Genomic DNA, 23,387 nt, shown 5'->3' with positions numbered 1-23,387 from the left:
AGACTCCAGTTGTGACTGAACAGCGGCCGATCAGACCGACGTAACCATGTGAATGAATGCGTATGCGATGAGCCAGACAACAAGCGTCACCAGCATCATGCCGAGGACGATATCGGAAGCCCGCACACGTTTGGCTGCCCCCCGCGCCAGCTTTCGGGCGCGGGAATGAGCGTTGAACTGCAGGTAACCATGACGCATTGGACGCTCCATCAGAATGTCTGGCCAAGACCGATGGCGAGATGCTCGACAATCGGTCCGACGGCGAGCGCCGGGAAGAATGTGAGGCCGCCAACAATCAGGATCACACCCACCAGCAAGCCAACGAACAGCCCGCCATGGGTCGGGAAAGTGCCTGCGGATTCTGGAACAGTTTTCTTCGTTACCAGCGAGCCAGCGATGGCCAGAGCTGGGATGATGACAAAGAAGCGGCCCATCCACATGCCGATGCCGAGAGTGATGTTGTACCAAGGCGTGTTACCCGAGAGCCCGCCAAAGGCCGAACCGTTATTGGCGGCGGCGGATGTGTAGGCATAAAGAATCTCGGAAAAACCATGCGGGCCAGCATTGCCAACAGACGCAACTGCTGATGGCAGTACACTGGCAATGGCTGTAAAGCCCAACATTGCCAAAGGCAGGCACAGGACAGCCAGCATGGCCATCTTGACTTCCTTCGCTTCGATCTTCTTGCCAAGATACTCAGGTGTACGGCCAACCATCAGGCCAGCCACGAAGACTGCGATGACGACATAAAGCAGGATACCGTAAAGACCAGCACCGACGCCGCCGATAACCACTTCGCCCAGCATCATATTGATAAGCGGTATCATACCGCTGATTGCCATGAAGCTGTCATGCATGGCATTGACTGCGCCACATGAGGCTGCCGTGGTAATCACAGCGAAGAGAGCGGATAAGGCGATGCCGAAACGCGCCTCTTTGCCTTCCATGTTGCCACCATCAATACCGAGTGCATGGACCAGCGGGTTACCAGCGGCTTCACCCCAATAGCAAACGATCACACCAGTCAGGAACAATATGCCCATGGCAGCGAAGATCGCCCAGCCCTGACGCTGATTGCCGACCATACGGCCGAACACGTTGGTCAATGCTGCACCAATCACAAAGATTGAAGCCATCTGGAGGAAGTTGGAGATTGCATCGGGATTTTCGAATGGATGAGCGGAATTGACATTGAAGAAGCCGCCGCCATTGGTGCCGAGCATTTTGATAGCAAGCTGCGAAGCAACCGGGCCAACCGCAATCGTCTGCTTGGCGCCTTCCAGCGTGGTTGCCTCGACATAGGTCCCAAGGGTCTGTGGAACGCCGAGATAGACATAAACAAGCGTCAGGACGATGCAAATGGGCAATAGAATGTAGAGTGTCGCTCTCGTCAGATCGACCCAGAAATTGCCAATGGAATTGCCGGATGCTCTGGCGAAGCCGCGGATCAACGCAACAGCAATGGCGATACCGGTTGCCGCCGAAACGAAATTCTGTACGGTAAAGCCAGCCATCTGCACGAGATACGACATCGTGCTCTCGCCACCATAATTCTGCCAGTTGGTATTTGTTACGAAGCTGATGGCTGTGTTGAATGCGAGGGTTGGCTCCGTTGCTGTCATCCCCGCAGGATTAAAGGGTAGAGCACCCTGGAACCGCTGCAGGAAATAAAGCACAAGGAACCCAGCCAGGCTGAAAAGCAGCAAAGCCACCGTGTAGGTGGTCCAATGCTGTTCGTCGCGCTCATTCGTTCCAGCTATTTTATAAAGTCCCCGTTCAACAGGAACGAGAAGTGGCGAAAGAAACGTGCGGTCGCCATTGAAAACGCGCGTCATGTAGCCGCCTAACGGCTTCACGAGCAGAATGATGATCCCGCAATAAACGAGGATCTGTAACCAACCGTTGAGAGTCATGGTGAAGCTTTCCGAGCCGGGCGCCAGATGCGATCAAAACCGCTCTGGGCGAACAAGGGCGTAGGTGAGATAGGCGAGAAGGAACAAGGTGACAGCACCGCTGAGGATGTAATCGATAATCATTTGGCAGTCTTTCCGGTCAAAGGATATCGCAGGCTTTTGTATAAGCCAGCGATAGAGCCAAGAACAAAACGCCTATTCCGAGAACAATAAAGTCCATCGAACAGAACTCCTTTTTATTGATCGTATCACTGCAAGACAGAACTTCATTGAAGACTTAGCTAAGCCTCAATAAATGCTGCGCTTACTTGTGCGGTACATAAGATGCGAACCGTGGGGATTATGACTCCGAACGCCATAAAGGTTCGAGACGTCACACGTAGGAAAGATATAAAATTCCTATAAGGATTTGCGCAGCAGCTACCTGGCGAAAAACCTGACAAGACCGTCAATTGCGGCCATCAACACAAGGATACCGAGCGCAATCGGTATCAATGATTTGATCCGCGCGGCATCGGCCTTGACGTCATTCGTTGGCGTCTTGAAGCGCCGCTTATCCATTTGCTGCTCCGACATGATTGTCTCCGATTGCGCAACAAACACGTTTTCACCACCACAAGGATGTGGGCTTCCCTTGGCCGTTACGGTCGCTACGGATTGCGTCGAGCCGGCGGCCCATTATCTGAGCAACCAGCTGCCGCATAGAATGACGGCAACACCGGTGAGAATGACGCCCCACAGCCGCAGAAACACACCCAACTCCTCATGACCGGGTGCGGCGTGAACATCATTCTGATTTGCACTGGACGGAGGCAACCTTACGGGTTGTTCATTCTGTCTGTTATGCGCGAAATAATATATTCTGGAGCGCGTAAACATCGCATTCTGTCCTTTTGTTGAGTACGCCAGCTGTCGCGAGTAAATGTGGTTTCGCTCTTCAGAAAAAGTTTATAACCACAGAGCAACAACGGCGTCTGGACACTAACTACGATCGGATATTTTTTCGATTGCGACGGCGTCGGAAAGAAATAAAAATCTTATAAACGAAATGCCTAATTTTATATTGGAACAACTATAGGAGAATATTTATTTGACTTATCGAGTAGCGAGGTTCCTGCTTACAGGCACAAAGGACATCGCGAATTGAGCGCAATCAAGAACGTGAACATGCGAATAGCAGCTTGGCCATGCGTTGTCCTTTGTAGCGGTAAATAGCCGCCTCATCGATAGCGTTGAGGCTTTCTGGTTGAAGCGGCGCATCGATGATTGATGCGAGGATTAACAAATGCGTGATTTTACTTTTCTTCTGGCTTTGGCAGTGATTATTGTCTTGGTCTACGAGACTAAACCCCGTCACTGAACAAATGCCCTGCGAAAATTCGGAACGGCCAAAAGCCCTACTGGCATTGGATGCCCGAAGGGCTTTTATTTGATCAGGAAATGCAAGCAGACGTTGAAGACAACGGGCATTGCAGCATCACCCACTTACCATTCGGCGAAGCTGCCATCTGCGTGACGCCAGATCGGGTTGCGCCAACGGTGCCCCTCTTTGGCACGTTCCGCAACATAGGCCTCATCAACGTCAATACCCAATCCCGGCCCTTGAGGAATGCTGACAAAGCCGTCTTCATAGTGAAAAACATCCTTGTTGCGAATGTAATCAAGAATGTCATTGGACTTGTTGTAATGAATGCCGAGGCTTTGTTCCTGAATGAATGCGTTGTAACTGACCGCATCGATTTGCAGGCATGCGGCCAAAGCAATAGGCCCGAGCGGACAATGGGGCGCAAGAGCAACATCGTAGGCCTCAGCCATTGCTGCGATCTTGCGGCACTCCGTGATGCCCCCTGCATGCGAAAGATCAGGCTGGATAATGTCAACATAACCTTCCGCAAGGATTCGTTTGAAATCCCAGCGTGAGTAAAGGCGTTCTCCAAGCGCAATTGGCGTCGAACAATGGTTCGCAATCTCCTTCAACGCCTCATAATTCTCGGACAGGACAGGCTCTTCAATGAACATCAGTTTGAACTGGTCGAGTTCCTTGGCAAGCACCTTTGCCATTGGTTTGTGAACCCGCCCGTGAAAGTCGACACCGATACCGATATGCGGACCTACCGCCTCCCGGATCGTTGCAATTGTTGCAACTGCCTTGTCGACTTTCTCCCAGCTGTCAACGATCTGCATTTCCTCGCATCCATTGAGCTTGATGGCCTTGAAACCCTGCGCAACCATTTCCGTTGCGTTGCGGGCCACATCAGAAGGGCGATCACCGCCAACCCAGGAATAAACCTTGATCTTATCACGGCATTGACCGCCAAGCAGAGCGTGTACTGGCTGGCCGAGTGCCTTGCCCTTGATATCCCATAGCGCTTGATCGATGCCCGCCAGAGCGCTCATGTGAATGGCGCCACCGCGATAGAAACCACCGCGATAGAGAACGTTCCAGTGATCCTCAATCAGAAATGGATTTTTGCCGATCAGATAATCCGCGAGTTCATGGACCGCGGCTTCCGTCGTCAGAGCCCTCCCCTCAACAACCGGTTCGCCCCATCCGGAAACACCTTCGTCAGTTTCGATTTTGAGAAACAGCCAACGGGGCGGGACAATGTAAGTGGTGAGCTTGGTGATCTTCATGGTGTCTGCACTTTCAGTATTCGGATAATCTATCGCGTTTTGCTGTCGTTGAGCGCTGACGCCAGATCTCTGGCGGCAAGATCGAGCAGATGTCCGGAACATCTGCGGGCAGCGGCTCTGTCGCGCATACGCAACGCCTCAACAAGCTCTCCGTGGGCGGCTATCGCTTCGTCCCGCGTTTCCACCGCCTCGTTGGAGGCCTGCAGCGAGTATTTGAGGCCCGCATGGATAATTCCCGACAATTGCCGGAAAACCTGATTGTGGCTGGCCTTGAGCAGGGTCGCGTGAAAATTCACATCGGCTTCGGTGAACCGGCCAATATCGCCTTCACTGTCGCGCATGTCTTGCCAAGCCTTTTCAAGATCAGCGATCTCCTGTGCCGTCGCCCTATCGGCAGCTAATTCCGCAGCCATAGGCTCAACCGTGCGGCGTGCTTCAAGAATACAGCCAAGCAGATCGAAATTGGCTATGTTCGGGCCCATCCACTCCAGCACCTGCTGGTCAAGAATATTCCAGTCGTCCTTGTCACAGACCGTCGTGCCAACCCGTGGTTTGCCACGCACGAGGCCCTTTGATTCCAGTGTTTTCAATGATTCACGAATGACCGTGCGGCTGACGTTATACTGTGCGCAAAGGTCATTTTCACGCGGAAGGAGTGTACCGGACGGATAACGGTCGGCACAAATCTCCATGGCGATGGCCGCTGTGACATTCTTTTGGACACGCGGGCGCCGAAGCACTCCATCAGCGGTCGGCTCCGCTTGCCCCAAGATTACTGTCTCCACCCTGCCCTCCAAACCCCGACGCGACATCCCGCATATAAGTCGGCGCTATAATCCACACCCATCACCGTTGATGGGCTCCTCGTCCTATCACTCTACAACACTTCTCTCTACTATCTCAATCATCATACATTGGCAATTGACTGGTATGATGATTTAACTTATTCCTAGGGTGCTGCTGGGAGCAGCCAAAATTTTGGGAGAGAGATATGCGCTTTATAAAAGCAGCCATATTGGCTGGCACAGTCGCCATAATTGCAGCTGGCAGTGCTTTTGCTGCAGATGTCAAAATAGGCTTCATCGTCAAACAACCCGAAGAACCGTGGTTTCAGGATGAATGGAAGTTTGCCGACGTCGCTGCCAAGGAAAAAGGCTTCACGCTGGTGAAGATCGGCGCGGAAGACGGTGAAAAAGTCCAGTCTGCAATTGATAATCTCGGTGCACAGGGTGCACAGGGTTTCATCATCTGCACACCCGACGTGAAGCTCGGACCTGGCATCGTCGCCAAGGCGACAGCCAATGAACTCAAGATGATGACGGTCGATGACCGCCTCGTCGGCGCAGACGGCAAACCATTGGAGGATGTTCCGCACATGGGAATTTCCGCCAGCAAGATTGGTGAAGCTGTAGGCCAGGCAATGGTCGACGAAATCAAAAAGCGCGGCTGGGATATGAAGACCGTCGGTGCAATCCGGGTTTCCTATGACCAGTTACCGACTGCCGTCGATCGCGTTGAAGGCGCCTTATCGGCGCTGAAAGCAGCTGGCTTCCCGCAGGCCAATATTTTTGACGCCCCGCAGGCCAAGACTGACACGGAAGCTGCACTCAACGCGGCAACGGTTGTTCTCAACAAAAACGCTGGCATCAAACATTGGGTTGCAGTGGGATTGAACGATGAATCCGTGCTTGGTGCCGTCCGTGCTACCGAAAGCGTCGGCATTCCTGCTGATGGTGTGATTGGTATCGGAATCGGTGGTGCGGAATCGGCGATCAACGAGTTCAAGAAGCCAACACCAACCGGTTTCTTCGGCACGGTGATCATTTCGCCCAAGCGTCACGGCTACGAAACTGCCCTCAACATGTACGACTGGATCGCCAACGGCAAACAGCCGGCAAAGCTGACCCTGACAGCCGGGCAGCTGGCATTGCGCGATAATTATGCCGAAGTGCGCAAGGAACTCGGCATCGAATAATCCTCGGAACAGGCAATAAACGCCCGGCAATTTTGCCGGGCAGTACAATCCTTGAGGGCTTGGCCGACCATGGCATCTTTCCTTGAATTCAAAAATATCAGTAAGGGGTATCCGGGCGTACAGGCGCTGTCCGATATTTCCTTCGCAGTGGAAAAGGGCGCTGTGCACGGCCTCATGGGCGAGAATGGTGCGGGGAAATCCACGCTGATCCGCATTCTCTCCGGAGATCAGTCCGCTGACACTGGCGAAATTTCTCTTGATGGTTCAGTTCAACACTATTCATCGGCGCGCGATGCGTTTGACGCTGGCGTCATCGTCATTCATCAGGAACTGCAGCTTGTCGCCGAACTGACGGTTGCCGAAAACCTCTGGCTCGGACGGTTCCCTGCCAAGGCAGGCATGATCGATTTCAAGAAGCTTGTCTCGGATGTGTCGCAAAAGCTTGAAGCAATCGGCATTGATGTTGATCCCAGAATCAAGGTTGCAAACCTTTCGATCGGCCAGCGCCAGATGGTCGAGATTGCCAAGGCGGTCATGCTTGATGCACGCGTGATCGCTCTGGATGAGCCAACCTCTTCCCTGTCGTCCCGTGAAAGCGAAATTCTGTTTGCACTGATTGGTAAACTGAAAGCCCAAGGCAAGATTATCCTCTACATCTCGCATAGGCTCGACGAGGTGTTTCGTCTTTGTGATAGCCTGACTGTTTTGCGGGACGGCAAGCTTGCCGCCCATCATGCCAGTCTCGCAAAGGTGACACGCGATCAGGTGATTACGGAGATGGTCGGGCGCGAGATCAGCAATATCTGGGGGTGGCGCGCCCGCAAAATAGGAACCGAGCGCCTGAAGGTTGAAAAGCTCGGTGGCAGGCTTCTGCCCAACCCTGTTTCCTTTGACGTTCGCTCGGGCGAGATTTTCGGTTTCTTCGGCCTGATCGGTGCCGGGCGGTCAGAAATGGCACGGTTGCTCTATGGCGCTGACCATCGCCATACCGGCACCGTCACGATCGACGGCGTGGCGGTTGGCGGTAATAATCCCCGGCATTCCATTGAAGCCGGTATGGTCTTGTGCCCGGAAGACCGCAAATTCGATGGCATTATTCAGGGCCGTTCCATCGAGGAGAATATTGCGGTTTCATCACGCCGTCATTTTTCACCGTTGGGCATATTGCAGCCGGGTAAAGAGGCAAGGCTCGCGGATCGTTTCATCGAGAAATTGCGAATACGGACGCCTTCACGCAAGCAGGACATCGTCAATCTCTCCGGCGGCAATCAGCAGAAAGTCATTCTTGGCCGCTGGCTTTCCGAGCAGGGCGTCAAGGTGCTTGTCATTGATGAGCCCACACGTGGAATAGACGTCGGTGCAAAAGCGGAAATTTACAACATTCTTTACGAACTGGCCGAAAATGGCATGGCTATTATCGTAATTTCGAGCGAGCTGCCGGAAGTCATGGGTATCTCGGATCGAATTGCGGTGATGTGTCAGGGGCGTATCGCTGCCGTATATGATCGCGACGCTTTCGACGAGAGGAAAATCCTTGCAGCTGCCCTTCCCGACAGATCTGCCGCAGCCGTGGCCTAAACTGATTTGAAAAAGGTTTGATATGAGCGTGTCTCTCAAAAAGCTTCTCCTTGGCGAACAAGGTCTCGTTGTCATCTTTGCTTTGGCCTTTATCGTCGTTGCGGTGTTCGTTCCTAATTTTCTCACGGAACGCAACATGCTCGGCTTGCTGCAGTCGGTTGTGACAATCGGCATTGTCGCCTGCACAATGATGTTTTGCCTTGCCTCACGGGATTTCGATCTTTCTGTCGGGTCAACAGTTGCCTTCTGCGGGATGATCGCAGTCATGGCTTCAAACGCCACTGGCTCCATATTGCTCGGCCTGATCGCAGCGCTTCTGTGTGGCGCGCTCGTCGGATTGGTCAATGGTGTGGTCATCGCGCGCTTTCGCATCAATGCCTTGATCACGACCCTTGCGACCATGCAGATCGTTCGCGGCCTCGCGCTCATTTCGTCCGATGGCAGAGCTGTCGGTATCAACGATCCCAATTTCTACCAGCTTGCCCTGTCGAAATTCCTGGGAATTCCCGCGCCCATCTGGGTCATGCTTGTACTTTTCATTGCTTTTGGCTTTATCCTCAACCGCACGGTCTTTGGCAAAAATACACTTGCCATCGGTGGCAATCCCGAGGCCTCCAGACTGGCCGGCGTCAATGTCGTTTCCATGCGCGTCTGGATATTTGCGCTGCAGGGCTTTGTCTGCGCCATTGCGGGTATTCTCCTTGCCTCACGCATTACGTCTGGACAGCCAAATGCGGCGACAGGCCTTGAGCTGTCGGTAATTTCGGCCTGCGTGCTTGGCGGTGTGTCGCTGGCCGGAGGCCGGGCAGCCATGGCGGGTGTCATTGTAGGCGTTCTGATTATGGGCATAGCCGAGAATGTCATGAACCTTTTGAACATTCAGGCTTTTTATCAATATGTTGTGCGCGGTTTGATTTTGCTTCTGGCGGTGCTGCTCGACAATCTGAGATCTGGTGCGGTGGGCCGCAGAGGCTAATGGTCCGCCTTGGCAACAGCGAGCTGAACGTTCAAATCAACCCTCAAGGCGGCTGCCTGATGGCAGCCACTTTTTGCGGAAAACCCTTCCTGAAACCAGCACCTGTTGGGTGCTTTCCACTGGTTCCCTTTGGCAATCGCGTTGCGGGGAACCAATTTCGCTTTCGCAACCAAACACATGTGCTCAAGCCCAATACGAAAGACGATCCGCTTTATCTGCATGGTGATGGCTGGCTGGCACCTTGGCTGGTGGTGGAGGAAAGCCAAACACATGTTCGTTTGGCTTATGAGCACCAAGCGTCGCACCAATCACCCTATTCTTATCGCGCAGTTCAGATAGTTTCGATCAACGGGAACACACTTAATCTTGGCCTGAGTGTGGAAAACCGGGGAGAAATTGCGCTGCCTTTCGGACTGGGATTCCATCCCTTTTTTCCGAGGACACCGCAAACGCGACTGCGAGCGCCAGCAAGACTATTCTGGAGTGAAAAGACAGGACATCTACCCGATACGGCAGGACCGGTCCCTGATGATTTGAATTTTGCAGCTTTCAATCACCTGCCGGACCGGTGGGTCAACAATGCTTTTGCGGGTTGGGACGGAACAGCACAAATCGACTGGCCGGAAGCGCGCATGACTGCTGCAATATCAGGAGATGCTTTGTTTCCTCATTACGTGATTTATGCTCCAGAAGATCAAATAGACTTCTTTTGCTTCGAGCCGATGAGCCATCTGCCGAATGGGCATAACTTGCCCGAACTGGGCAAACTCACCATTCTGAAGCCTGGTGATAAATTAAGCGGCGGCATTACACTGCGCATCGACGAAATGAGGGACTGATACAGATGGCGGGACGTCTTTCGGACAAACGGATCATGATCACCGGCGCCGCTCAAGGGATAGGGCTTGCCATCGCTCAGGCATCCGCCAGAGAAGGGGCGAGCCTATATCTCATTGACACTGACCAATTGCTCTTACAGCAGGTTGCAGCCGACCTTCAAACCAGCGGTGCGACGGTACAGTCGAGTGCGGTGAGTATCACCGATGAGCCAGCCATTATGGCAGCGGTGGTCCGGGCGAAATCTGTCATCGGTCCGCTGAATGCCTTGATTAACAATGCAGGTATCAACGTCTTCAATGAGCCGCTTTTGACGACAGATGAAGAATGGCAACGCTGCTTCGATGTCAACCTGAAGGGCGCATGGAATTGCTGCAAAGCGGTTTTGCCTGATATGATCGCGAACGGCGGTGGCGCCATTTTGAATATTGCGTCCACCCATGCCTTCACCATTATTCCCCATACCTTCCCCTATCCTCTTGCCAAACATGCATTGCTCGGCATGACGAAGTCGTTGGGACTGGAATATGCCGCCAGAGGCATCCGGGTGAACGCACTGGCACCCGGCTATGTCTCGACACAGAAGGTCATAGATTACTGGAATTCGTTTCCTGATCCTGATGCTGCCAAAGCGGAAACAATGGCCCTGCATCCGGGCGGGCGTATCGCATCCCCCGAAGAAATAGCACTCGCCGCCGTGTTTATGATCTCTGACGAGTGCCCCTTCATGAATGCCACATGCCTGACTATCGACGGTGGCTTGAGTGTACGGCAGCACGGTTAACGCCCGTGATCACGCCAACGAAAGCATCTGCGCCAATCTTATTGTTTTTCTGGTCGCAGAAACCGGATAATCCGATCATTGACATGATCCGGTTGGGCCATCGTAGCTCCGTTCCACAGTGAAGCATATTTCACCTGACAGCTTCAATCGCCTTTACCAGCTGCGCCGCATCGAAGCCGAGAACCCGTGCAAGCCAGATCAGCTCGACCACATCCACACGGCGTTGACCGCTTTCCAACCTGGCAACGAAGGACTGGTATTCGTCTAATGCGTTGGCAAGTTCAGCTTGCGTAAAGCCAGCGGCTTCACGCTTGGCAATCAGCATGGCGATTAATGCCTTATGCTGTTCCGTCCCAAGCGTTTTTCCCATCCGCTATCCTGTTGCCCGGAACAGACCAACAATCCGCCCCAGCAGAGACATCGCCGGATAAAACAGGATTGAGCTCACACCAGCCGCAAACACAAGCACCAGCACGAATTGCACTGGCGACAGGAGCCCTGAACGCGGTGGCTGCGGCTCATCCATGCATCATTCCCCGGCTTTTCGCGCCTCAAATTCGATTCGCACTTTTTCCGCCTGCTTCAGCAATGTGTCTTTACACGCCTTGCGGTCCATATCCGTTGGCTGTTTCGATGAAGCGATCAACCCTTTCAGCCAGCCCCGGACTGTCTTGTCGGCCTCTTCGGGCGAGCGACCCAGCGCCTTGAGAATGGTTTCGCTGCTTTCAATGGCGGAATAATGCGGCTCGCGGCCAAGTGCGTTCTGACATTGATAGGAGGTCGTCACCAGCTGTTTGACATCGGCGATCAGACTGGCATCACTACTCCGGCCACCGGATGGTGTCGTACAGCCCGCCAACAAGGCAATCACAAGTCCCGTTCCGATCACCGCAAACCGCATCGCATCCCCCATCATGTGCCGCAACGCTACCTGTCGAAAAGAGACGTGTCGAGCGCAACCTTGGTTGGTTAGCGCCGCCCATTATACTCGGGTACTTTGTTTTCTCCGCCAAACAGCAGTTCCTGTGGATTGCTGTCGAAATTCGAAATAGCGCGTTCGATACTCTCCACCGAACGGCGGCTATCGGAAATAAACTTCTGCGCGTTGCGCAGCTTTTCGCCCGTATAGGTTCCCAGTGTTTTCATGATCGGGGCAAGGCGCGCCTGCAGGCCATCAGCCGTGTCGCGATAGGATTGCAGCTGTTCGCGGATATTGGCAACCGTACCGCCTTTGTCCTCGGAAAGTTCCTTGTCCAGCCTGGTCAGGGCATCATCGACTTTTACCGAGGCCTCATTGATCCGCGACATGGTTTCGCGCGCATCCTTGATAACCGCCTGTACATCCTGCGCCCGCTGTCCGTAACGGTTGATCATCTCAGTGCTATCCGCAAGCTGCTGGGTAAAATCCTTTGCCTCATGCGCTCTGTCGAGAGCTGGCCCTTTCATTTCGTCCAGATAGCTTTCGGTGGCATCCATCGCGCGATCCACCTTCTGAAGAACATCCTGCACCGTTTGCACCAATGTTTTCAGGGACGAGGGATCAATATCGATACGCGCGACCGTATCTTCCTTTTCCGCTTCTTCAAGCAGCTTGGGCTCATAGCTCTTGCCGCCCTTCAACTCGATATAGGCCTGTCCGGTCAGCATGACAAAGGCCAGTTCCGCCTGAGTCGACCGCGTGATCGGCGTGGTTGAATCGATCTCGGTCTGGGCGATAACCACATCAGGATTGCTTGCATCAATGAAAAGTCGCGTCACTTCGCCGACCTTCAAGCCATTGAACAAAACCTGGCTCTTGACGACCAGCCCCGTTACGGAACCGGGAATGCGGATTTCAAGCATTGATGTCGGGCGGGTGTCGCCCAAACGCTCGATCCAGTAGACAAAACCAAGGGCCAGCACACTCACCAGCACGGTGAAAATACTGACCACAAGATAATTGGCCTTGGTTTCCATTCACGATTCCATTCATCCAGACCGACATGCTCACAACCACATCGTGCGATATCCCTAGCCTTGCATGTCACCAAACGCCACTATCTTCTTGATGGTTCCGATAGAAGAACTGTCTTATTTGCTGTCATCAGGAGGCTGCGACCAACGTTACGATTGCCCCCTGACGTTACGGCAAGAGCCAAATCTCATAACGTTCCCGTTACGTAACTCACATAATCGTAACGACTGTTATCAACAGTCTGTGTGTTACGTGACCATAATGTTGCCCGTTAGGGAACGCACCCTTATCAAGTTAATGTAAGTGATTCGCGTTCGTTACGGCACAGACATACCCATGGCATTATCCAACGCAGAGAGACAAAAGCGGCACCGGGAGCGGCAAAAGCAGAAGCTCGCCACGGCCGCACCAAGTCTGACAATCCAGTATGAGAATGTCGGCGCTGATCTGCGTGAAAAGCTCTATACCCTGATCGACACCGAGAATACGCGCCGCGAAAAGGCCGGATACAGCATGGAAAAAATGCTGGAACCGACCGATTTCAGCCGGGTTATTCTGGATATTGCCCTCGATGAAAACCATTCGGGGCTCGCCGACAAAGCACGCATGATCCTGCTTGGTGCGCTGTGCATGGGCGAAAGTTCCGACAATGAAATCCTTGAGGCGCGCAGGCAGAAAGATGCCGCGCTTGCGCAGGATTCACATGATGATGATCGGGATGGCGAATCGCATGAACATATCAGTCCGCTGGAACATTATATTCGTGTGCCGAATTTCGGCTAAGCTCTGCCCCATCGCAAAGCCGAATTGAATCCAAGCAGGAGAATTGCCATGACACATCCGGTCCTTATGCCGTCCAACGTTGCCGTGGTTACTGGCGGCGCGTCGGGAATAGGTCTTGCTGCAGCAATCCGCTTTGCCACGATGGGTCTTAAGGTCTGTATTGCTGATTTGCCGGGCGAGAAACTGGATACAGCATTGGCAAAGGTTCGCGAACACGGCAATCCGGCCAATACCATTGCCGTTGGCACGGATGTAACCAAGGTTGAAGACTTGCAGCGGCTGCAACAGCAAGTCGAGACGGAACTCGGTCCAGTCAGCCTTCTTATGAACAATGCCGGCATCCAGCCCGGCAGCAGTGTCTTTGAACCCGGCGGATGGGACAGGATCATCGAGGTCAATCTGTTCGGCATTGTGCGGGGAACACAGGTATTCGGACCTGATATGATTGCCCGGGGCAAACCCGGTCTCATCATCAACACAGGCTCAAAACAAGGTATAACCACCCCACCCGGCGATCCTGCCTATAATGTCTCCAAATCAGGCGTGAAAACTTTTACCGAAGCCCTGCAACATGAGCTGCGCAATACCGAAGGCTGTCAGGTGACCGCGCATCTGTTCATTCCGGGTTTTGTCTTTACTGCACTTACATCAAGCGGCAGGACGGAAAAGCCCGCGGGTGCATGGACATCCGAGCAAACAGTCGACTTCCTGCTTGAGAGCGTAACGGCGGGAGATTTCTATATATTGTGCCCTGATAATGATGTGGTTCGTCGTACCGACGATCGGCGCATCCTCTGGGCAGCGGGCGATATAATAGAAAATCGCCCGCCTTTGTCGCGTTGGCATCCGGATTACCAGAACGAATTTGCCGATTTCCTCAAACGCGAGAAATAGCTGATCAGGCGTCAAACTGTTCGGAAACGAACTGCCAGTTAACAAGCTTATCGAGAACCGCTGCAACATGGTCGGCGCGGCGGTTTTCATAATCAAGATAATAAGCGTGTTCCCAGACATCGATGCCAAGCACAGCTTTCTTGCCTTCTGCAAGAGGATCACCAGCATCCTTCATGCCCACCACAGCAAGCTTGTCACCGTCTTTGACCAGCCAGACCCAGCCAGTTCCAAATACATTGTCCGACTCGGCAACAATCTTCTTCTTCAAACCATCAATTCCGCCAAAGCTGCTTTCCGCCGCCGTAGCAAAAGCGCCTTTCGCAGCGGTAGGTCCGCCCTTGAACTGTTGCCAGTAGAGATTGTGGTTCCAGGCTTGGGCCGCATTGTTGAAAATAGGCGCATTGCCTTCCTTCTTCGCCCGTATGACCACCTCTTCCAATGAAAGATCGGCATAGGGCGTCTTTTCCACCAGCGTGTTGAGCTTCTTGAAATAGCCCGCATGGTGCTTGCCGTAATGCAGGCCGACAGTGCGCGCGGATATCACAGGCGCCAGACCATCTTCCGCATAGGGCAATTCCGGTTGTTTGAAAGGAACCGCCGCATGCGCCTGAATGGTTGGAGCAAAGAGCGTTGTTGCCGCCGCCGCGCCCGAGAGCACCAGCATATCGCGTCTGTTGAGATCCATCTTCTTCTCCTGATGATTGTTAAGGGCAAGATGAGCGAAACTTGTCTTGGACCGTGCCTTTCTCGATCTGGAAGAACGGTACAATTCAGAAGGAGTTCCCGGATCGTGGCAATTTTCTGCTCCTTCCTATCACGCTTTGGTGCAGTTGCGTCGCTTCGAATCCATTGGGTCGGATAAGCGTTTGAATTCTGCCTGTTGCTACCTTAAGACTTGAAATCAGGGAGTCCCCGTTCCAAACCCGATAAACGTCGTGCTGAAAATCTCACCGGCACAGACGGTCAGTCATAGTCAAAGGTAGGAATTTCATGACCGATATTGCTGAAACCGCGCCACTCGCCGTCGCCCCCGATGTCAAAACCCGACTGAAATCCATCATCGGTGGATCGGCAGGTAATCTCGTCGAATGGTATGACTGGTATGTCTATGCCGCGTTCACCCTCTACTTTGCGCCGGTGTTCTTCCCTTCAGGCAACCAGACCGCAGAGCTTTTGAGCGCCGCCGCTGTCTTTGCCGTTGGCTTCCTTATGCGGCCCATCGGTGCCTGGGTCATGGGCATCTACGCCGACCGCAAGGGCCGCAAAGCCGGTCTGACACTATCGGTGACGTTGATGTGCCTTGGCTCGCTTCTGATCGCTATCACGCCGGGTTATGCGTCGATCGGTCTGTTGGCGCCGGCACTTCTGGTTCTGGCGCGCCTGTTGCAGGGCCTCAGCGTCGGCGGTGAATATGGCGCCAGCGCTACCTATCTCAGCGAGATGGCCGGCAAAAATCGCCGCGGCTTCTATTCAAGCTTCCAGTATGTAACGCTGATTTCCGGACAGCTGGTTGCCCTCGTCGTTCTGCTCATCCTGCAACGCATTCTCACACCAGAACAGCTTGGTGCCTGGGGTTGGCGCATTCCTTTCGCCATTGGCGGCTTTCTGGCGATTGCGGTTTTCTATATCCGCCGTGGTCTTGCCGAAACCCAGTCCTTTCATAACGCCAAGAACGACACCGGGCCGAAATCCAGCGGCTTTGCCCTGTTCCGGCATTATCCGAGAGAAGCCTTTACTGTTCTGGCGCTGACATCGGGCGGAACGCTCGCCTTCTACGCCTACACCACCTATTTGCAGAAATTCCTCGTCAACACCTCGGGTTTCAGCAAAGAATCCTCCACTGAAATCACCGCACTGGCACTTTTGATTTTCATGCTGTGCCAGCCAATCGCCGGTGCTCTGTCGGACAAGATCGGCCGCAAGCCGCTGATGGTCGGCTTCGGTATTCTCGGTGTTCTTTTCACCTATCTGATCTTTTCGACTTTGGCAGTCACAACCAACCCCTATACTGCCTTTGCCCTTTCACTGGCAGGTCTGCTGATCGTCACCGGCTATACTTCCATCAACGCGGTGGTAAAGGCTGAGCTTTTCCCGGCCCATATCCGGGCGCTCGGCGTCGCATTGCCCTATGCCTTGGCCAATACGATCTTTGGCGGCACCGCCGAATGGGTGGCACTAAAGTTCAAGGAAATGGGCCATGAGACATGGTTCTTCTGGTATGTGACCATCATGATCGGCTTGTCCCTGATCGTCTACATCAAGATGCGCGATAGCCGCGATCACAGCCTCATCCACGAGGATTGATCAAACAAACATACGGGGAAGTGATCCGACTTCCCCGTTTTCTTATCCCTCATCTGACATTCTGGAACCGTCATGACCTTATCCGCGAAAATAAATCCCGTTGATCCCGTCAAGCTCGACCGTCTGGCAGAAGTCGCCGTCAAGATCGGTCTGCAGCTGCAGGCGGGGCAAGATCTTTTGATCACAGCACCGCTGGCTGCCTTGCCCCTGGTACGCCGCATTACCGAGCATGCCTACAAGGCGGGCGCCGGTCTGGTAACGCCGTTTTATACGGACGAAGAAGCGACGCTGATGCGCTATCGTCATGCGCCGGCGGAGAGCTTCGACCATGCCGCCACATGGCTCTATGAGGGAATGGCCAAGGCCTTTTCATCGAACACCGCACGCCTTGCCATTGCCGGTGACAATCCGATGCTGCTTTCACAGGAAGACCCTGAAAAGGTTGCCCGTGCCAACAGGGCGACCTCGAAGGCTTATCAGCCAGCATTGGAGAAAATTGCCGGTTTTGACGTCAACTGGAACATTGTTTCGTATCCGAATCCATCCTGGGCGAAGCAGGTTTTCCCGGATCTTGACGGGAACACAGCCATTGCTAAGCTAGCCGATGCCATCTTTGCCGCTTCGCGTGTTGATATTGATGATCCGGTCAGTGCATGGCGGGAGCACAATGCGGTGCTGGCCAAACGGCGGGAATGGCTGAACGGCCTTAATTTTGCTTCCCTGCATTTCAAGGGACCGGGTACCGATCTTATTGTTGGTCTTGCCGATGAACATCAATGGCAGGGCGGCGCTTCCACCGCCAAGAACGGCATCACCTGCAATCCAAACATTCCGACCGAAGAGGTCTTTACAACACCGCACGTTCTGCGCGTTGACGGCCATGTTTCCAGCACTAAACCGCTGTCGCATCAGGGCACGCTGATTGAGAACATTTCGGTTCGCTTTGAAGACGGCAAAATCATCGAAGCCAAGGCTTCGCGCGGTGAAGAAGTGTTCAACAAGGTGCTGAACACCGATGAAGGTGCCCGCCGTCTGGGCGAAGTGGCGCTGGTGCCGCATTCCTCGCCGATCTCCGCATCGGGGCTTTTGTTCTTCAACACCCTGTTTGACGAGAACGCAGCAAGCCACATTGCGCTTGGCCAGTGCTATTCCAAATGCTTCGTCAATGGCGACAAGCTTTCGCCCGAAGAAGTCGCAGCGCGTGGCGGCAATAAGAGCCTCATTCATATCGACTGGATGATCGGCTCTGGCGAAGTTGACGTTGACGGCATCAACAAGGATGGCAGCGCCGTGCCCGTCATGCGCAAGGGCGAATGGGCCTAAGAAGCCCTAACCGCATGCGTTGATGGTTACAAAATGAGCCGATAGAACCTCCCGGGGATAATAATACCTTGGGAGGAAAATTCATGGCTCAGGACGGATTCGGAAAACGCGCACGGCTGCTCTTTGCCAGCGCTGTTGGGACCATCATCGAATGGTATGATTTCTTTATTTTCGCCACATGCGCGGTGCTGGTTTTTGATAAGGCGTTCTTTCCGACTGCCGATCCGGCAATCGGCATTCTGCTGGGGCTGAGCACCTTTGCCATCGGGTTCATCGCCCGCCCGCTCGGCGGTATCATCTTCGGTGTGCTTGGTGATCGCATCGGCCGCAAGAATGCGCTGGTGGTCAGCCTTGCCATGATGGGCGGTTCGACCTTTGCCATGGGCCTATTGCCAACCTACGCGTCCGTTGGCGTTCTCGCACCGGTTCTGCTGGTGTTGCTGCGGATTTTTCAGGGCATTGCCGTTGGCGGCGAGGCCACTGGAGCGCTGCTGATTGTCGCCGAATCCATGCCAGGCAAACAGCGTGGCTTCTGGACCAGTTTTCCGATGGTGGGCGGACCAGCCGCAAACGTGCTGGCAGCAGCCACTATCAGTTTTCTTACCCTGCGCCTTGGCGAACAGGCCTTTATCGACTGGGCCTGGCGCCTGCCATTCCTGTTTTCGATAGTTCTGGTTGTCCTCGGCTTCTGGATGCGCCGCAAGGTGGAAGAATCGCCCGCCTTCATCGAGCTTGTTGAAAAGCGCAAATCCGTACCGGCCGCACCACTGTCGGAAGCCTTCAAAAATTTCAGCAAGCCCATGGGTCAGGTGTTTCTGGTCAAGACTGCCGAGAACACGCTGTTCTATCTGTTTACAACGTTCTTTCTCGTTCTCACCGTCCAGTTTCTTGGACTTGCCCGGTCAGTGGGTGTAGGGGCACTGTTCTGGGGATCAATTCTGGAAGTAGTCGTGATCATGGCGGCGGCCTATGCTTCGGATCGCTTTGGCCGCAAACCCCTGATGCTGCTGGGGCTTGTTGGTGGTCTGGCTGCAGGTGCCTATCTGTTCAGTCTGCCGCATGGCGCCGATCCGCAACTGGTCCTGCAAGCGACACTGCTCACCCTGACCTTTCATGGCATTATCGTTGGTAGCATGGCGCCGTTCTTCACCGAACTCTTTCCGACCCATGTGCGTTATTCGGCCATGTCCATCAGCTATCAGGTGGCCTCGGTGGTTGGCGGCTCGGTCGCGCCGCTGATTGCAACGCTGCTGCTTGGCGCAACAGGCTCGCCCCATGCGGTGATTATCTATGCGGCGGTTATGGTCGTTCCCGGCATTATCTGCGTGCTTTTGTCGAAGGAAACGCGTGGGACAGATCTTACGGCCATCATTTGAATATAAGACCGTCACCGCGATGCGGTGGCGGTCATCTCACCGGTTGGAAATAACCGAGGTTTTGGGCCGCCAGACAAGCAGTCTGTTTTCGACCAGCGTCACCAGCCAGTCCACCAGAATGACAAACCCCATCAGCACAAACATCCCGGCAAAAACGCCAGTGACATCAAACACACTTTCGGCCTCGTGGATGAGATAACCCAGACCCGCCGCCGATCCGAGATATTCGCCCACCACCGCACCAACCACGGCAAAGCCAACCGATGTGTGCAGTGATGAAAACATCCATGACAGGGCTGAGGGCATATAGACGTGGCGCAGCAACTGCCGCTCGTTCATGCCGAGCATGCGGGCGTTGGAAAGAACCGCCGGGCTGACTTCCTTGACGCCCTGATAGACGTTGAAAAACACGATAAAGAACACCAGCGTCACGCCGAGCGCCACCTTGGACCAGATGCCGAGACCCAGCCACAACGCAAAGATCGGCGCAAGCACAACACGCGGCAAGGCATTGGCAGCCTTGACATAGGGATCAAACACCGCTGCCAGCAAAGGCTTGCGGGCAAACCAGAATCCGATGATTACGCCGCCCAGCGAGCCGATGATAAAGGCCAGTGCCGCTTCAGTCAGTGTAATGCCAAGATGATACCAGATCGACCCTTCCATGAACCACTGGACCATGCGCTTACCCACAGCGAGAGGTTCTGCGAAAAAGAAACTGATGGTTTTCGGATTGCCGATCAACGTTGTTGTCGATGCAATATGCCAGAAGACCAGAACGACAACGGCGACAAGAACCTGAAGACTTATGAGCGTCAGCCTGTTCATGACTGCACCTCTTCGGTTTGACGGTAGCCTTTGAGAACTTCCTCCTTCAGTGCATTCCAAATCTCGCGGTGCACTTCATGGAATTGCGGCTCTGATTTGATATCAGCCATATTGCGCGGCCGTTTCAGCGGGATCGTATAATTCCCGATAATGCGGGAGGAAGGCCCCGCCGACATGATAATCACCCGGTCGGCAAGCCCTATCGCTTCATCAAGATCGTGGGTAACGAACATCACCGCCTTGCGGTCCGCCGACCAGAGGCTGAGCAGGAGATCACCCATGATCAGCCGCGTCTGCGCATCCAGCGGCCCGAATGGCTCATCCATCAACAATATCTTCGGATGACGGATCAGCACCTGCGCCAGCCCGACGCGCTTGCGCTGCCCGCCCGACAGCATGTGCGGATAGCGATCAGCAAAGGCGGATAGCCCAACCTTGCCAAGCCAGATACGTGCCTGTTCCAGTGCCTCGCGCCGCGATGTGCCTGATACCTCAAGCCCGATAGCCACATTATCTATGGCTGTCTTCCACGGCATCAGTGAATCCTGCTGGAAGAGATAGCCCGCATGTTTGTTCAATCCGGACAGAGGCTTGGCGAATGTCCTCACCTGTCCCTGCGCGGGTTTAAGAAGACCTGCCGTTGCATTGAGCAATGTCGATTTTCCACAACCAGTCGGGCCGACAATCGCCACGAACTCCCGGTCGCTGACCACGAGATTCGTTTCGCCAACGGCCTCATAGATGCCGCCATCTGGCAGGCTGAACGCGATATGGACGCCATTGAGTTCGACGGCGTTGGCGTCTTGCGTCTCGTTCAGCTCTGCTGTGTTCTTTTCTGCAATGGTCATCGCTCCTTATGCCCTATCCCTTGATGAAACGGTCATCATAGGTCGCAGCAAGGTCGATCGTAGCATTGGCAAATTCAGGATCGAGGATTTTCAACGTATTGAGAACGGATTGCATGCCTTCCATGGGAAGAATACCATCCAGCGAATAGGTGGGCAGCGAATTGGCAATCGCCTTGAGATAAAGCGGCTTGTCACCGAGCTGATATTCGGCAGGAACACTATCGGCAATCTCTTCCGGCGAGGCTGTTTGCAACCACTTCAGAGATTTGACAAAGGCACCCACCAGCGCTTTCGAGGTGTTGGGATTGGCGTCCGCAAAATCCTTTTTCACGTAGAGAACAGCCGCTGGATTGGAGCCGCCAAACAGGGCACGCGTGCCTTCCTCGGTCCGTGTATCGATAAGAATCTTGATATCACCATCGGCTTCAAGCTTGGCAATGACAGGATCGAGATGCGAGATCACATCCACCTGACCCTGCTTGATTGCAGCAACGGCGCTGGCACCACCACCAATACCGATCAGCGGCGCATCGCTGGCTTTCAGACCAGCCTTGACCATCGCATATTGAATAGTCAGCGCTGTCGACGAACCCGGCGCTGTCACACCAAGCTTTAAACCGGCAAAATCCGCCGGAGACTTAACTTTGTCAGCCAATTCTTTGCGCACGGCGATGACAATGGCGGGAAAACGGCCAAGCTCGCACAGGGCACGGACGTCCTGCCCCTTGGCCTGCATGCGGATCGTGTGCTCATAGGCACCCGTCACCACATCGACAGAACCGCCAACCAGCGCCTGCAAGGATTTGGCGCCACCACCAAAATCATTGATTGTCACGTCAAGTCCAGCGTCCTTAAAGAAACCGCGGCGCTCGGCAATGGTCAGCGGCAGATAATAAAGAAGTGGCTTTCCGCCAACACCCAGCGTCAGACTGGTCTTTTCCAGTGCCCCGGCTGTTTGTGCCATAAGCTTGGTGTTTGACGCAGCCAGCATCGACAGTGCTGTTGCGCCCGCAAGAAATTCACGCCGTTCCATTGTCTTCCTCCCGGCATCACTTTCCAGCTCACAAGACGATCGAAACGCCTTGACGATCCGCGTGATGTCCACCTGTTTTCACATGTTTTCAAAACGCTACCACCCGGATTCCAGAAGCGCAAGGCAAGGAAATGGACGAAATACCGCAACAAAAAACGCGCCGGACACAGGGTCCAGCGCGTGGATTTTAATCTGTGCGGTCAGATGAAACGATCAGGCGACGAGGCGGCCTGCTGTGTCAGCCTGCGCATAGGCCTTGCCGAAGCGATTGGCGAGGAAGGCATCAAGCGCAATGTCTTCCTGCTTGAGGAAGCCCTGCTGCGGCAGATCGCCATTGGCCAGCATGTCGAGAACGGCGCAGATAGCCGAAGCCGTGGTGATCTGGATGCCGCTATAGAGCATCTCGCCAATGTGACCGCTATAAACCTTGTTGGCATAGGTTTCCTGCAACAGACGGCCCTTCTTGCGGCCACTGACTGTTACGAAAATCACCACAACGTCCTGCATCGTTGAAGGCAGTGCATTCTCAAGGATATCTTTGAACACATCACGGCGGTCACGCAGACCAAGATCGTTGAGCAGAGCCTTCATGATGGCCGCATGGCCGGGATAGCGGATCGTGCGGTAATTCAGGGTGCGAACCTTGCCGAGGAGTGTTTCGCACAAAGTGCCAAGACCACCTGATGTATTGAAGGCTTCATAGGTTACGCCATCGAGCGAGAATTCCTCGCGCTCTTCGAGCGGCGGCACTTCGGTTAACTCGCCATCGACAATGGCTTCACATGGCTCGCAATATTCGTTGATGACGCCATCCGTGCTCCAGGTAAGGTTGTAGTTAAGCGCATTGGACGGATACTGCGGCAGAGCGCCGACGCGCATACGCACACTTTCCAGCGTGTCGAAGCGCTTGGCCAGATCATTGGCAACAATCGAGATGAAGCCCGGAGCCAGGCCGCACTGGGGAATGAAAGCGGTCTTTGCCGTTGCGGCAAGCTGCTTGACGATGCGGGTGCTGGCAACGTCTTCGGTCAGATCAAGGTAATGCACATCCGATGAAGCAGCAGCCTGGGCAATGCGTGTGGTCAGGTGGAAAGGAGCAGCACTCAGCACAGCAAACTTGCCGGCAAGAACCTTTTCAAGTGCACCCTCTTCGCCGATTTCAATGCAACGGGTAACAACGAGCGGGGAAACTTCGAGAGCATCAAGCTGTGCCTGGGCCCGGTCGACGACGGTAACGCGGTAATCTCCGGTGTTTGCGAGCAGGTTGGCGATTGTTCCGCCGATTTTGCCTGCACCGACAATGACGATCTCTTTCATGTGATTCCCCTCAGGATTTCAGAACTTTCA

Annotated in this window: 25 protein-coding genes; 10 read left to right on the top strand and 15 right to left on the bottom strand. The window is 54.1% G+C overall.

The window, feature by feature from the left end:
• Window positions 1-30: 30 nt before the first annotated feature.
• From BLU05_RS26160 to BLU05_RS10170, 6 genes are all read right to left on the bottom strand, one after another.
• Window positions 31-198: a hypothetical protein gene (locus tag BLU05_RS26160; RefSeq protein ID WP_175540558.1), complete on the bottom strand. Its 168-nt coding sequence runs from the start codon at window positions 196-198 to the stop codon at window positions 31-33.
• An 11-nt stretch (window positions 199-209) separates the two neighbouring features.
• Window positions 210-1,913, bottom strand: coding sequence for a potassium-transporting ATPase subunit KdpA (gene kdpA, locus BLU05_RS10190; RefSeq protein ID WP_091879682.1), 1,704 nt, complete (start codon window positions 1,911-1,913; stop codon window positions 210-212).
• Window positions 1,914-1,946: 33 nt separating this feature from the next.
• Window positions 1,947-2,036, bottom strand: coding sequence for a K(+)-transporting ATPase subunit F (locus tag BLU05_RS10185; protein WP_091879681.1), 90 nt, complete (start codon window positions 2,034-2,036; stop codon window positions 1,947-1,949).
• Between the two features lie 297 nt (window positions 2,037-2,333).
• Complete coding sequence (locus BLU05_RS26155; protein ID WP_175540557.1) at window positions 2,334-2,489, bottom strand: hypothetical protein; 156 nt, start codon at window positions 2,487-2,489, stop codon at window positions 2,334-2,336.
• A gap of 909 nt (window positions 2,490-3,398) precedes the next feature.
• Window positions 3,399-4,547, bottom strand: a complete 1,149-nt coding sequence (gene dgoD / locus BLU05_RS10175; RefSeq protein ID WP_091879678.1) for a galactonate dehydratase — start codon at window positions 4,545-4,547, stop codon at window positions 3,399-3,401.
• 29 nt (window positions 4,548-4,576) lie between these two features.
• Window positions 4,577-5,332: a FadR/GntR family transcriptional regulator gene (locus tag BLU05_RS10170; RefSeq protein ID WP_244518254.1), complete on the bottom strand. Its 756-nt coding sequence runs from the start codon at window positions 5,330-5,332 to the stop codon at window positions 4,577-4,579.
• Window positions 5,333-5,538: 206 nt separating this feature from the next.
• Here BLU05_RS10170 and BLU05_RS10165 point away from each other — a divergent pair, with 206 nt between their 5' ends.
• The 5 genes from BLU05_RS10165 to BLU05_RS10145 all read left to right on the top strand — a co-directional run bounded on the left by BLU05_RS10165 (window position 5,539) and on the right by BLU05_RS10145 (window position 10,697).
• Window positions 5,539-6,522, top strand: a complete 984-nt coding sequence (locus BLU05_RS10165) for an arabinose ABC transporter substrate-binding protein (protein ID WP_091879677.1) — start codon at window positions 5,539-5,541, stop codon at window positions 6,520-6,522.
• Window positions 6,523-6,591: 69 nt separating this feature from the next.
• Window positions 6,592-8,100 (top strand): L-arabinose ABC transporter ATP-binding protein AraG, encoded by a 1,509-nt coding sequence (gene araG, locus BLU05_RS10160; RefSeq protein ID WP_091879675.1) that lies wholly within the window; start codon window positions 6,592-6,594, stop codon window positions 8,098-8,100.
• 22 nt (window positions 8,101-8,122) lie between these two features.
• Window positions 8,123-9,076 (top strand): L-arabinose ABC transporter permease AraH, encoded by a 954-nt coding sequence (gene araH / locus BLU05_RS10155; protein WP_091879674.1) that lies wholly within the window; start codon window positions 8,123-8,125, stop codon window positions 9,074-9,076.
• Complete coding sequence (locus BLU05_RS10150) at window positions 9,076-9,915, top strand: aldose 1-epimerase (RefSeq protein WP_091879672.1); 840 nt, start codon at window positions 9,076-9,078, stop codon at window positions 9,913-9,915. The genes araH and BLU05_RS10150 overlap by 1 nt, the downstream gene beginning before the upstream one ends.
• A gap of 5 nt (window positions 9,916-9,920) precedes the next feature.
• Window positions 9,921-10,697, top strand: a complete 777-nt coding sequence (locus tag BLU05_RS10145; protein ID WP_091879671.1) for an SDR family oxidoreductase — start codon at window positions 9,921-9,923, stop codon at window positions 10,695-10,697.
• 130 nt (window positions 10,698-10,827) lie between these two features.
• On the opposite strand, the gene BLU05_RS10140 is transcribed toward BLU05_RS10145, so the two are convergent.
• The 4 genes from BLU05_RS10140 to BLU05_RS10130 form a co-directional block, all read right to left on the bottom strand.
• Entirely contained in the window at window positions 10,828-11,067 is a 240-nt protein-coding gene (locus BLU05_RS10140) for a helix-turn-helix domain-containing protein (RefSeq protein ID WP_091879669.1), read from the bottom strand.
• A 3-nt stretch (window positions 11,068-11,070) separates the two neighbouring features.
• Window positions 11,071-11,223, bottom strand: coding sequence for a hypothetical protein (locus tag BLU05_RS26150; RefSeq protein WP_162700285.1), 153 nt, complete (start codon window positions 11,221-11,223; stop codon window positions 11,071-11,073).
• Between the two features lie 3 nt (window positions 11,224-11,226).
• The gene (locus BLU05_RS10135; protein WP_091879668.1) at window positions 11,227-11,598 is read right to left on the bottom strand and encodes a hypothetical protein; all 372 of its coding nucleotides are present in this window, start codon (window positions 11,596-11,598) and stop codon (window positions 11,227-11,229) included.
• 68 nt (window positions 11,599-11,666) lie between these two features.
• Complete coding sequence (locus BLU05_RS10130; RefSeq protein WP_091879666.1) at window positions 11,667-12,653, bottom strand: MlaD family protein; 987 nt, start codon at window positions 12,651-12,653, stop codon at window positions 11,667-11,669.
• 334 nt (window positions 12,654-12,987) lie between these two features.
• Between BLU05_RS10130 and BLU05_RS10125 the strand changes: the two genes are divergently transcribed.
• The gene (locus BLU05_RS10125) at window positions 12,988-13,434 is read left to right on the top strand and encodes a hypothetical protein (RefSeq protein ID WP_091879665.1); all 447 of its coding nucleotides are present in this window, start codon (window positions 12,988-12,990) and stop codon (window positions 13,432-13,434) included.
• Between the two features lie 48 nt (window positions 13,435-13,482).
• A complete protein-coding gene (locus tag BLU05_RS10120; RefSeq protein WP_091879663.1) occupies window positions 13,483-14,328 on the top strand; it encodes an SDR family NAD(P)-dependent oxidoreductase in 846 nt (281 codons plus the stop codon).
• A 4-nt stretch (window positions 14,329-14,332) separates the two neighbouring features.
• Here BLU05_RS10120 and BLU05_RS10115 read toward each other — a convergent pair whose 3' ends face one another.
• Window positions 14,333-15,013, bottom strand: coding sequence for a superoxide dismutase (locus BLU05_RS10115; RefSeq protein ID WP_091879662.1), 681 nt, complete (start codon window positions 15,011-15,013; stop codon window positions 14,333-14,335).
• 305 nt (window positions 15,014-15,318) lie between these two features.
• Between BLU05_RS10115 and BLU05_RS10110 the strand changes: the two genes are divergently transcribed.
• The 3 genes from BLU05_RS10110 (at window position 15,319) to BLU05_RS10100 (ending at window position 19,331) form a co-directional block, all read left to right on the top strand.
• Window positions 15,319-16,632 carry an MFS transporter gene (locus tag BLU05_RS10110; protein WP_091879660.1) on the top strand — a complete coding sequence of 438 codons (1,314 nt, stop codon included), beginning with the start codon at window positions 15,319-15,321 and terminating at the stop codon, window positions 16,630-16,632.
• A 72-nt stretch (window positions 16,633-16,704) separates the two neighbouring features.
• Window positions 16,705-17,955 carry an aminopeptidase gene (locus BLU05_RS10105; RefSeq protein ID WP_091879659.1) on the top strand — a complete coding sequence of 417 codons (1,251 nt, stop codon included), beginning with the start codon at window positions 16,705-16,707 and terminating at the stop codon, window positions 17,953-17,955.
• Between the two features lie 83 nt (window positions 17,956-18,038).
• Entirely contained in the window at window positions 18,039-19,331 is a 1,293-nt protein-coding gene (locus BLU05_RS10100; protein WP_091879657.1) for an MFS transporter, read from the top strand.
• A 36-nt stretch (window positions 19,332-19,367) separates the two neighbouring features.
• On the opposite strand, the gene BLU05_RS10095 is transcribed toward BLU05_RS10100, so the two are convergent.
• The 4 genes from BLU05_RS10095 to BLU05_RS10080 form a co-directional block, all read right to left on the bottom strand.
• Complete coding sequence (locus BLU05_RS10095) at window positions 19,368-20,159, bottom strand: ABC transporter permease (RefSeq protein ID WP_091879656.1); 792 nt, start codon at window positions 20,157-20,159, stop codon at window positions 19,368-19,370.
• Window positions 20,156-21,007, bottom strand: a complete 852-nt coding sequence (locus tag BLU05_RS10090; RefSeq protein WP_091879654.1) for an ABC transporter ATP-binding protein — start codon at window positions 21,005-21,007, stop codon at window positions 20,156-20,158. The genes BLU05_RS10095 and BLU05_RS10090 overlap by 4 nt, the downstream gene beginning before the upstream one ends.
• A gap of 13 nt (window positions 21,008-21,020) precedes the next feature.
• Window positions 21,021-22,040: an ABC transporter substrate-binding protein gene (locus BLU05_RS10085; RefSeq protein WP_091879653.1), complete on the bottom strand. Its 1,020-nt coding sequence runs from the start codon at window positions 22,038-22,040 to the stop codon at window positions 21,021-21,023.
• A gap of 213 nt (window positions 22,041-22,253) precedes the next feature.
• Complete coding sequence (locus BLU05_RS10080; RefSeq protein ID WP_091879651.1) at window positions 22,254-23,357, bottom strand: saccharopine dehydrogenase family protein; 1,104 nt, start codon at window positions 23,355-23,357, stop codon at window positions 22,254-22,256.
• Between the last annotated feature and the right edge of the window lie 30 nt (window positions 23,358-23,387).

Source organism: Phyllobacterium sp. OV277 (assembly GCF_900104355.1).
GTDB lineage: Bacteria > Pseudomonadota > Alphaproteobacteria > Rhizobiales > Rhizobiaceae > Phyllobacterium.
The sequence above is the reverse complement of the archived record's forward strand: the minus strand, read 5'-3'. Positions and strand labels throughout refer to the sequence as shown.

Excerpts from the sequence above, each read along its gene's own strand:
- BLU05_RS10140 (WP_091879669.1), bottom strand. The coding sequence starts at position 11,067 with ATGGGAAAAACGCTTGGGACGGAACAGCATAAGGCATTAATCGCCATG.
- BLU05_RS10105 (WP_091879659.1), top strand. The coding sequence starts at position 16,705 with ATGACCTTATCCGCGAAAATAAATCCCGTTGATCCCGTCAAGCTCGAC.
- BLU05_RS26155 (WP_175540557.1), bottom strand. The coding sequence starts at position 2,489 with ATGTCGGAGCAGCAAATGGATAAGCGGCGCTTCAAGACGCCAACGAAT.
- BLU05_RS10080 (WP_091879651.1), bottom strand. The coding sequence starts at position 23,357 with ATGAAAGAGATCGTCATTGTCGGTGCAGGCAAAATCGGCGGAACAATC.
- BLU05_RS10115 (WP_091879662.1), bottom strand. The coding sequence starts at position 15,013 with ATGGATCTCAACAGACGCGATATGCTGGTGCTCTCGGGCGCGGCGGCG.
- BLU05_RS10165 (WP_091879677.1), top strand. The coding sequence starts at position 5,539 with ATGCGCTTTATAAAAGCAGCCATATTGGCTGGCACAGTCGCCATAATT.
- BLU05_RS10090 (WP_091879654.1), bottom strand. The coding sequence starts at position 21,007 with ATGACCATTGCAGAAAAGAACACAGCAGAGCTGAACGAGACGCAAGAC.
- dgoD (WP_091879678.1), bottom strand. The coding sequence starts at position 4,547 with ATGAAGATCACCAAGCTCACCACTTACATTGTCCCGCCCCGTTGGCTG.
- BLU05_RS10130 (WP_091879666.1), bottom strand. The coding sequence starts at position 12,653 with ATGGAAACCAAGGCCAATTATCTTGTGGTCAGTATTTTCACCGTGCTG.
- BLU05_RS26160 (WP_175540558.1), bottom strand. The coding sequence starts at position 198 with ATGCGTCATGGTTACCTGCAGTTCAACGCTCATTCCCGCGCCCGAAAG.
- BLU05_RS10185 (WP_091879681.1), bottom strand. The coding sequence starts at position 2,036 with ATGATTATCGATTACATCCTCAGCGGTGCTGTCACCTTGTTCCTTCTC.
- kdpA (WP_091879682.1), bottom strand. The coding sequence starts at position 1,913 with ATGACTCTCAACGGTTGGTTACAGATCCTCGTTTATTGCGGGATCATC.
- BLU05_RS10110 (WP_091879660.1), top strand. The coding sequence starts at position 15,319 with ATGACCGATATTGCTGAAACCGCGCCACTCGCCGTCGCCCCCGATGTC.
- BLU05_RS26150 (WP_162700285.1), bottom strand. The coding sequence starts at position 11,223 with ATGGATGAGCCGCAGCCACCGCGTTCAGGGCTCCTGTCGCCAGTGCAA.
- BLU05_RS10145 (WP_091879671.1), top strand. The coding sequence starts at position 9,921 with ATGGCGGGACGTCTTTCGGACAAACGGATCATGATCACCGGCGCCGCT.
- BLU05_RS10125 (WP_091879665.1), top strand. The coding sequence starts at position 12,988 with ATGGCATTATCCAACGCAGAGAGACAAAAGCGGCACCGGGAGCGGCAA.
- BLU05_RS10120 (WP_091879663.1), top strand. The coding sequence starts at position 13,483 with ATGACACATCCGGTCCTTATGCCGTCCAACGTTGCCGTGGTTACTGGC.
- BLU05_RS10100 (WP_091879657.1), top strand. The coding sequence starts at position 18,039 with ATGGCTCAGGACGGATTCGGAAAACGCGCACGGCTGCTCTTTGCCAGC.
- BLU05_RS10095 (WP_091879656.1), bottom strand. The coding sequence starts at position 20,159 with ATGAACAGGCTGACGCTCATAAGTCTTCAGGTTCTTGTCGCCGTTGTC.
- BLU05_RS10085 (WP_091879653.1), bottom strand. The coding sequence starts at position 22,040 with ATGGAACGGCGTGAATTTCTTGCGGGCGCAACAGCACTGTCGATGCTG.
- BLU05_RS10135 (WP_091879668.1), bottom strand. The coding sequence starts at position 11,598 with ATGCGGTTTGCGGTGATCGGAACGGGACTTGTGATTGCCTTGTTGGCG.
- BLU05_RS10150 (WP_091879672.1), top strand. The coding sequence starts at position 9,076 with ATGGTCCGCCTTGGCAACAGCGAGCTGAACGTTCAAATCAACCCTCAA.
- araG (WP_091879675.1), top strand. The coding sequence starts at position 6,592 with ATGGCATCTTTCCTTGAATTCAAAAATATCAGTAAGGGGTATCCGGGC.
- araH (WP_091879674.1), top strand. The coding sequence starts at position 8,123 with ATGAGCGTGTCTCTCAAAAAGCTTCTCCTTGGCGAACAAGGTCTCGTT.